Raw genomic sequence first — 8,590 nt, 5'->3', positions numbered from 1 at the left:
GCACGTTCCCACGCGTTACTCACCCGTCCGCCGCTGACACCGAAGTGCCCGCTCGACTTGCATGTGTTAAGCCTGCCGCCAGCGTTCGCTCTGAGCCAGGATCAAACTCTCACGTTAAAAGAGCTGATCTCAGCTGATCACAACATTTCGACGAAGACTCACAATCGGCTTGAGCGTTTCCGCTCAAACACTGTGAGTAAAGAAACGTTGGACAGCTTAGTCTTCTCACGATCCGGCTTTCGCCAGATCCGCAAGGACAAACGCCGTCCGCGTTTCTCTTTCTCAGATTTACTTTTCAAAGAGCGCCGCTCGTTTCAGCGAGCCATTTAGTCTCTAGCAACTTCAAACGACGTTGGCAAGTGCCTCTGTTTGCTTGTCGTTGCTTTCGAAAGTCTGTCCCGGCGCCCCGCCGTTTCTTCGGCACCGCGTCGGGAGGCGCCGTATAGGCCGGCAGGATTTGGCTGTCAATCGCGTCCGGGAGGGCGTCGGCAAAAATCTCAGCCGGCTTCCTTCCGCGCCCCGACAGGTCGGTGCGCCGCGGGATGGGGACGATAGCCTCGGGCCGGCGGGTTGGGGAGAGGCCGTCGGCGGGGGTGGGATGCGTCATGCGGCCCTGCCCGCCCGCCTCAGAGGGTGAACAGTGGGACGCCGTGGTGCCGGCGACCCCTCCGGCCCCGCCTCGTCCGAGGGCGGGGCCGCGGTGGGGCGACACCCTCCCCTCCCCCCCCCGGCCTTGCGCGCGCCTGCGCGGGGCTGCGTCATGGGCGGACACGGGGCCGGCCCGGGGAGATCAGCGCGTTCGGCCGCCGCCTTTTTCGGAGATGGGCCGGCAGCCCGCCGGTGGATCACGGCGATCAGGCCTGCCTGCTCGTAGTGTCCACTGTGAATAACACTCGTTCGCCACCGCCATCGCGATGAAATCTGCGGTTTTTCAACATATTTGAATCCGCGCGCATCGTGGACGTGAAACGTGATGTCTGCATGAGAGGCGAGACAGCCGTCGGGGGGGAGATGTTCGTGGTGGCAATCATCGCGCTGTGTTTCAGCGTCCCGGTGGCGATGCTTCTCTGCATGGTGTGGCTGGCCACGACCGGCCACGCCGACCTCACCCTCATGCCACGGGAGGCCGCGATCCTCGCCGCCTCCACTGCCATGATCAGCCTCGCCCTCGCGCTGATGACGCGCGTGCGCAGGCGCTGAGGCCCGCGTTCCGCCCCATCGCCCCAACCCGCCTGCCGGCTGGCCTCGCCGCCGCGCCCTCCCCCGAGCGCCGAGCCGTCACCGGGGACGCCGGGCGTCATGCACTCCAAGCAAAGCTGGCAAGCCACCGGCTCCGCCCGGGGGCGACATCGACCGCGACCCGCGGCACGCGCGGACGATCTGCGATTCCAGCCAGAGGGGATCCCGCCTCCGCGGGCGGGCGGGCGCCGCCATCCGGACCGGGACGCCCGGGACCGGGGCGGCGTCGCGGATCTTCCGAACTCTATTTCCCCACGTGTACTGCCAGCTCTATTGCGCATCCACAGAATGGGTTGCGTATCCAAACATACAATCGAAGACTGAATCGCTTATCGTTGCGAGGCAAGACGTCGCACACCAAGTAGTTGGGTCCGCCCCATCGCGGCCGGTTCGCCCCTCCTTCACCGGCGCACCCGCGCTGCGGCGATGTGGCGAGCTGCCGTGGCGAGGGCGCCCAAACCCTTGTGCAGGCTTCGCAATCCAGCGCTGCCACCGACCGGTTCGGTTCGGATTCCCGTCAAATTTCCAAGTCAAATTCGCTGGTATTTTGAATATAGCGCCTGCCGGCTAAATAGGCGCATTCACCCTCAAGTAATCACTCGGTTCCATCGTCGATCCTTGTGAGAACGATTGTCCAATTAGGCCGTCCTGAGCGGCCCGATACGGATCGGATCTCTCCGCTGCGGCTCGACCCGCGGCGTCCGTCGGGGAACGCGAGAGACGACGATGGGAGCGGGATCCACCGGCTTGGAACGCCCGAAGCCGGCCATCGGCTCCGTCGCGGCGGACGGGCCGTTCGCCGGGGGGCGTAGGCGGGTCGGCCCGCATTCCGCGACCGGGGTGCGGGCGAGCGAAGGCGGCCTCGCCGTCGCGCCCCTCGCACCCTCCACCCCCGACACCTTCGATGAGCGGGTCCGGCCGTGATGACGCGTCTCGCCACCCTCCTGCGCGGCCTCGCCCTCCGTCCGCGCGCTCCGGGGATGGGGCGCGCCCCTCGCCTTCGCCCGCAGGCCTGGGGGGCGGCGAGCCGGATCCTCGTCCCGCACGTGGTCTTCGCCCTGTGCCTGATCATCCCCTTCGTCGTGCTCTGCGCGCTGATCGGCCGGAGCTGGGTCGCCAGCGAGCAGGCACGCTCCGACGCGCGGATCGCCGAACTCGCCGACCGGATCGGCGAGGATCTCGGGCGCCTCGTCGGCGACCGCATCATGATCCTGCAGGTGCTGGCGGCCTCCCCTGCCCTGGACCGGGACGACCTCGCGGGCCTTCAGGCGCAGGCCAAGGGGCTCTCGAAGACGCACGGCACCGGCGTGCTGCTGCGCGACCGCGCCGGCCGCATCCTCCTCACCTCCGCCGGAACCACCGCGGATGGCCCGTCGGCGGTCCCCTTCCCCCTGCCCCCGCCCTCCCCGGGCGACCGGCCGGCGGTCACGGACCTGATCGGCGGGGAAGGCGGGCCCACCGTGCTGATCGACGTGCCGGCCATGCGCGACGGGGCGGTGAAGGCGGTGTGGAGTGCCGTGCTCCACCCCTCCGATTTCGATGCGCTGCTCCCCGGGCACAGCATCGGCGGCGACCTGATGGGCGTGATCGTGGACCGGAACGGCCGGGTGATCGGCCGCTCGGCCACGAGCCGGGCGACGATCGGCCAGACCGTCACGCGCCCGATGACCGGTCCGGACGGGCGGGGCGTCTGGGTCGGCAACGGCGTGGACGGCACGCCCCTGCGGATCGCCTATCGCACCCTGGGCGGGTCCGGGCTCGGCATCCGCGTCGGCATGACCCAGGAAGCCTTCGAGGCGCCCCTGGCGCGGACCCTGTGGAGCCTCGGCGGCCTCGCGGCGGCCCTGCTCCTCGGGGCCCTCGCCCTCAGCGCGCCGCTGCTGTGGCGGATGCTGGCCGCCTACGGCAAGCTCGGCGAGACCGCGACCCTGCTCGGCCTCGCCCAGGAGGCGGCCGAGGCGGGCATGTGGGACTGGGACATCCGCACCCGCCGCCTGCACCTGTCGGCGCGCAACGCCCGCCTGCACGGCCTGCCCCTCCCGGCCGGCGCCGAGGGCCTCGCCCTCTCGATCGGGGAATGGGAGGCGCGGGTCTTCCCCGAAGACCTGCCGGGGGTGTGGGAGAAGACGGGCGAGGCGATCGCCACGCAGACGGTCCTCGACGCGGAGTTCCGCACCTACGACGCCGCGGCGGTGAACGGCTTCCGCTGGGTCCAGACCCTGGGGCGGGTCCTCTGCGACGAGGCCGGGCGGCCGCAGCGGCTGGTGGGCCTGCACCTCGACGTGACCGACCGGCGCGAGATCGAGCGGAAGTTCCGCGAGAGCGCCGCCCTGCTGGAGGCCAGCGAGGAGCGCCTCGCCCTGGCCCTCGACAGCGGCGAGGACGGCCTGTTCGACTGGGACATCCCCAGGGACGCCCTGTGGGTCTCCGACCGCTGGCGGGCGAAGGTCGGCGTCGACATCGGGTCGCCCCCCCGCCCCCGGCAGGCCTGGTACGCGGCGATGCACCCGGACGACCGGGGGACCTTCGCCGAGGAGCTGGCCCGGCACCTCGACGGGCACAGCCCGGCCATGGAGGTCGAGTACCGGCGGGTGGCGCCGGAGGGCGGCCACATCTGGGTCCTGGCCCGCGGCCGGGTGATGACCCGCTCGGCCGAGGGACGTCCCCTGCGCATGGTCGGCACGATGATGGACATCACCCGGCGCAAGGAGGCGGAGATGCGCGTCGCCCACATGGCGCTGCACGACGCCCTCACGAACCTGCCGAACCGCAACCTGTTCAACCAGCACCTGCATGAGGTCCTGGGGGCGGCCGAGGCGGGCCGGGGCTACGCCGTGCTGGCCTGCGACCTCGACCGCTTCAAGGCCGTGAACGACACGTTCGGGCATTCGGCCGGCGACCGCCTGCTCTGCCTCGTGGCCGACAGCATCCGGTCTGTCCTGCGCGGGGGGGACCTCGTCGCCCGGCTCGGCGGGGACGAGTTCGCCGTGGTGATCAGGGATCTCGGGGAGGACCACACCGCCGAGGGGGTCTGCCGGCGCATCATCGCCGCCCTGGGCGAGCCCTTCCAGCTCGACGGGAACGCGATCAACATCGGGATCAGCATCGGCGTGGCCCTGGCCACGGGCGAAGAGCTGACGGCCGAGCAGGTCTTCCGCCGGGCGGACACGGCCCTGTACGAGGCCAAGGCCGCGGGCCGGAACACCTACCGGCTCTACGAGGCCGAGGCGCATGCCCGCAGCGCCACCCGGAGCCTGCTGGCCCTCGACATGAAGGAGGCGATCCGAAGGGGGGACTTCTTCCTCGTCTACCAGCCGGTCATCGACATCACGACGGGCTGCATCGCCCTCGACGATTTCGGCACGGGCTACTCGTCCCTGAGCTACCTGCGGCGCTTCCCCTTCGACAAGCTGAAGATCGACCGGGCCTTCGTGCGCGACATCGCCGACCCGGATGCGGCGGCGATCGTGCGGGCCGTGGTGGGGATCGGCGAGCGGCTGGGGATGGGCGTGGTCGCCGAGGGCGTCGAGACCCGGGAGCAGCTGGACATCGTCCGCCGCGAGGGCTGCACCGAGGTGCAGGGCTTCCTGTTCAGCCGGCCCCTCGCCGCGGACGACGCCCGCGCCTTCCTCCTCGACGGGCGCGTGAGGGATGCGGCATGAGCCCGGAGCCTCCGGACGGGCGGGCCGGCCCGCCCATCCATGTCGATGGGCGCGTGGCCGTGGCGGGCGGGCCCGAGGCGTTCTGCCGGGCGCGGATCGGCGGCCCCGACGCGATCCTGATCGTGACGGCGGCCGGGGGCCGCCGGGGCCAGAGGGCCCTGTGCCGGCTCGACCGGATCGGCGTCATCCCGGGGCGCGTCGGCGCCCCGGGCGAGGCGGGCTTCGCCCTGATCCCGGACCTGTGCGACGTGCGGCGGGAGCGGATCAGGGCGCGGCTCGCATGGCTGGTCTCGCGCGAGGCCGCCCGCGGCGACCAGCGCGGCACCCCGCGCATCGTCCCGGTCCACCGCGCGGTGACGGTCCGCCTGTCCGACGGACGGAACGCACAGGGGGAGATCGACGACCTGTCGAAGAGCGGGGCGCGGATCCGCCTCCCCGCCGATGCCGGGCCGTCGCATGCGTGGCTCGCCGGCATGCCGGTGACGGTGGGCAAGCGCTACGCCGTGCTCGTGCGCGCGGAGGACGGCGTGATCGCGGTCCGCTTCCGCCTGCCCTTCACCGACGAGACGTTCAACCCGAGCGTGGTGCTCTGACCCCACGCCGGGACTTCCACACCGGGGCCAAAGTCGAGATGCCCTCGACCTTGCCCCTGGACGACCCTCGTTCCGGAGCGAGGGTCCTTCGGTCGGAAGACGGACGAGGAAGGCGAGCCGGTTCGGCCGTGCGGCGACGTGGATATCTACCCTGGCAGGGGGCCCGCTCTCTTTACACCCGCATCCAGTCCCCCGTTCGCAGACCGACTGTCGGGATTGGCACGCCTGTCGATCCGGAGGTACGCGCGACGATGGCTCACGAGTTCCCGAACTTTCCGCCAGACGCATTCGCCAAGCACGACCGCGCCCCCGATCCCCTGTTCTACGCGCAACCGCGCTTCGTGACCCATATCGATGCCGCCGCGATCACCGCCGTGACCGAACTCTACAGGGAGATCGTCCCGGAGGGCGGCGACGTCCTCGATCTGATGTCGAGTTGGGTCAGCCATCTGCCGGAGGAAGTCGCCTATGCCAGCGTCGCCGGTCATGGCCTGAACGCCGCAGAACTCGCCGCCAATCCGCGCTTGACCCGGTATTTCGTCCAGGACCTCAACGCCGAGCCGGGCCTGCCCCTCGACACGGGCTGCATCGACGCCGCGGTGATCTGCGCCTCTGTGCAGTATCTGGAGCGACCCGTGGCCGTCCTGTCCGAGATCGCGCGCGTGCTGCGCCCCGGCGCCCCGGTGGTGATCAGCTTCTCGAACCGCTGCTTCCCGACCAAGGCGGTCGCCATCTGGAATGCCCTTGACGGCGCGGGGCATGCCCAGCTCGTCGGGCTGTACCTTCAACGCGCCGGCTTCGCCCGCATCGAAGGACGCGTCCTCAAGCCCGAGGGGGGGCCCGGCGACCCCCTGACCGCCGTGATCGGATGGACCGCCGCCGGGTGAGGAGCCCGGCATCGGGCCGGTTGTCATGGCGCGTCCGCACCGGCCGACCGCCGGGACGGCGATCCGGACGGGGTGAGCCCGGGCCGGCGCCGGACCGGGCCCTTCACGCCGGGGCGCGCGCCGGGAACCAGTTGCCGTGGAAGCCCGGCGGGATCCGGTGCCCGAGGCGGACGCTGGCGAGGGGTGGCGCTTCGAACGCCCGCGCATCGAGGACGGTGAAGTCCGTCGTGTCGGCGGCGGTGTCGATGACGAGCCCGACGAGCCAGCCTTCGTCCTCCCCGGCCCCGGCATGGGCCGGCACGAAGACAAACTCCCCGGGCACCCGATCGGGGCCGAAGTCGTGCACGCGGCGCGTGCCCGTCTCCAGGTCGTGCTTGGACAGGTGCGTCGCCCCGGCGAGTTGCGTGTTGCCGTCGGCGGGGACGCTGACCGTGTAGACGTAGCGATGAGGCTGCCCGAGGCGCCGCTCATCGATGCGCGGGAATTCCTGCGCCGCGGGATCGATCACCCGCCGCGCGACCCGCCCCGTGGCGGGATCGATCGTCCAGCGTTCGAGCCGGCCGGGCCTGTCGAGGCCGCCTCCGGCCGAGGTGAACACGGTCTCGTAGGCGACGACGTCGAGGATCACCCGCCCGTCGGCATCGTCGTAGGCGTTGCCGACATGGAAGACGAAGCAGGGCTCGACATCGCACCAGAGGATGTCGGCCCCGTCGCCTCGCCGGGGGAGGAGGCCCACACGGGCCTTGTGCGCGGCATTCCACCGGAACGGGAAGCGGTATCCGGCGAGCAGGGCCCGGAACGAGAACGTGACGGGCAGGTCCAGCACGATCACGAACCGCGCCGTGATCGCGCAGTCGTGGATGCAGGGGCCATGCTCGACCGCGACCGGCACGTCCCTGACGACCCGCCCCGTCGGCGCGACGACGACGTGGCGGACGCTGTCCCAGACCCGGCCGTCATAGGCGATGGCGTGGGTCTCGCCGGTCAGCGGGTCGCGGTGCGGATGGCCGGTGAAGGCCCCGGCGAGCGTCCCGTCGAAGGGATTGTAGCGCTGCGCCTCCAGGGTCTGCGAGAGTTCGACGGGGAAGCTGCCGGCCTCCACCACGGCGAAGATGCGCCCCCCGATCTCGACGACGTTGGTGTTGACCGTGTCGTTGCCGCCCCGCCGCGGCCCGGAGGCGGGCGGCCGGCCGAGCGCCGCCGCGGCCGTGCGCGAGCCGATCCAGCGGTTGCGGTACCAGAGCGCCCGGCCGCCCTCGAGGGCGAGGCCGTGCACCATGCCGTCGCCGAGGAACCAGTCATGGCCCCGTGTCGCCGGTCGGACGGGGTTGGCCCCCATCTTGAGGTAGAGGCCGTCGAGCCCCGGCGGGATCGTCCCGGTGACGGGGAGGTCCGCAAGCGTCAGCTCTTCGCGCATCGGCTCGTGGACACCGACCACGAAGGGGTTTGCGGATCCGGGCAGGCGCAACCGGTTGCAGGCGGCCCACAGGCCGACACTTGCCTCGGCCGCCGCGCGGAAGGCCGACTGGATGCGGTTCGGCATCGGCGGTGATACCCGGTTCAGATGGCAGACAGGGTCCGTGCGCGAGGCGAGGCCGTCCGGCCCCCCCACCGCAGGACGCCCCCTCCGCCGTGCGGCGCATCATACGCGAAAGCAGGCCGCCTGCCTTCGTCCATCCTCGGCCGCCGCGTCCGGCCCAGCGGGCGTCTCGGAGGGGTGGTTGGGAGACCGTCCGCTCGGGAGCGAGACCTGGACGGCGGCGCACAAGGGCGCCTATTCGATCAGAGCGCGCGAATTTTCGGTGAGAACCGATCAGCCCCCCCGGTGAGATCGCGCCCGTCACGCTGGACATTGCTCAGAATGAGTGACCGGACGTCATTGTCCGCGCGAATGCCTGTGGCGGTGTGCAGAAAGTCCGCGGAATGAGACTAAATCCGGCACGGTATCGGCGTGATGCCGCACGGGATGAAACAGGGAGTTAGAGGCCCGGTGAGACGATGCGCCCCATCGGTAGCGTCGCGTGGGCCATCTCTGCCGCCACGCCAGGATGGCAAATCATGCGGCTGCTCGTCGGCACACTGATCGTCTTCGGCTGCGTCTTCGGCAGCTACGCGCAGATGGGCGGCCACCTGCAAGTCCTCTGGCAGCCCTTCGAGTTCGTCATCATCCTCGGTGCCGCGATCGGGGCCTTCATCATCGGCAACGTCG

General features: G+C 70.8%; 7 protein-coding genes and 1 rRNA gene. 6 read left to right on the top strand and 2 right to left on the bottom strand.

What is annotated here, in order from left to right; translation table 11 throughout:
• Positions 1 to 117: ribosomal RNA gene (locus MKK53_RS18000) — 16S ribosomal RNA — on the bottom strand; the annotation flags it as partial.
• An 864-nt stretch (positions 118 to 981) separates the two neighbouring features.
• On the opposite strand from MKK53_RS18000, the gene MKK53_RS17995 reads away from it, so the two are divergent.
• From MKK53_RS17995 to MKK53_RS17975, 5 genes are all read left to right on the top strand, one after another.
• Entirely contained in the window at positions 982 to 1,200 is a 219-nt protein-coding gene (locus MKK53_RS17995) for a hypothetical protein (RefSeq protein ID WP_243930088.1), read from the top strand.
• 765 nt (positions 1,201 to 1,965) lie between these two features.
• Positions 1,966 to 2,163, top strand: a complete 198-nt coding sequence (locus tag MKK53_RS17990; RefSeq protein ID WP_243930087.1) for a hypothetical protein — start codon at positions 1,966 to 1,968, stop codon at positions 2,161 to 2,163.
• Complete coding sequence (locus tag MKK53_RS17985) at positions 2,163 to 4,901, top strand: diguanylate cyclase domain-containing protein (RefSeq protein ID WP_243930089.1); 2,739 nt, start codon at positions 2,163 to 2,165, stop codon at positions 4,899 to 4,901. Before MKK53_RS17990 ends, MKK53_RS17985 begins: the two co-directional genes overlap by 1 nt.
• Positions 4,898 to 5,494 (top strand): PilZ domain-containing protein, encoded by a 597-nt coding sequence (locus MKK53_RS17980; RefSeq protein ID WP_243930086.1) that lies wholly within the window; start codon positions 4,898 to 4,900, stop codon positions 5,492 to 5,494. The genes MKK53_RS17985 and MKK53_RS17980 overlap by 4 nt, the downstream gene beginning before the upstream one ends.
• Before the next feature lie 251 nt (positions 5,495 to 5,745).
• Positions 5,746 to 6,381 (top strand): methyltransferase domain-containing protein, encoded by a 636-nt coding sequence (locus MKK53_RS17975; protein ID WP_243930085.1) that lies wholly within the window; start codon positions 5,746 to 5,748, stop codon positions 6,379 to 6,381.
• 103 nt (positions 6,382 to 6,484) lie between these two features.
• On the opposite strand, the gene MKK53_RS17970 is transcribed toward MKK53_RS17975, so the two are convergent.
• The gene (locus MKK53_RS17970; protein ID WP_243930084.1) at positions 6,485 to 7,924 is read right to left on the bottom strand and encodes a carotenoid oxygenase family protein; all 1,440 of its coding nucleotides are present in this window, start codon (positions 7,922 to 7,924) and stop codon (positions 6,485 to 6,487) included.
• 455 nt (positions 7,925 to 8,379) lie between these two features.
• On the opposite strand from MKK53_RS17970, the gene MKK53_RS25600 reads away from it, so the two are divergent.
• The coding region (locus MKK53_RS25600; protein ID WP_313901564.1) for a motility-associated protein at positions 8,380 to 8,590 on the top strand (211 nt) is incomplete at its 3' end.

The organism is Methylobacterium sp. J-076 (assembly GCF_022829405.1).
Classification (GTDB): Bacteria; Pseudomonadota; Alphaproteobacteria; order Rhizobiales; family Beijerinckiaceae; genus Methylobacterium.
Note: the sequence above shows the minus strand (reverse complement) of the source record. Positions and strands in the feature narration are given on the sequence as shown.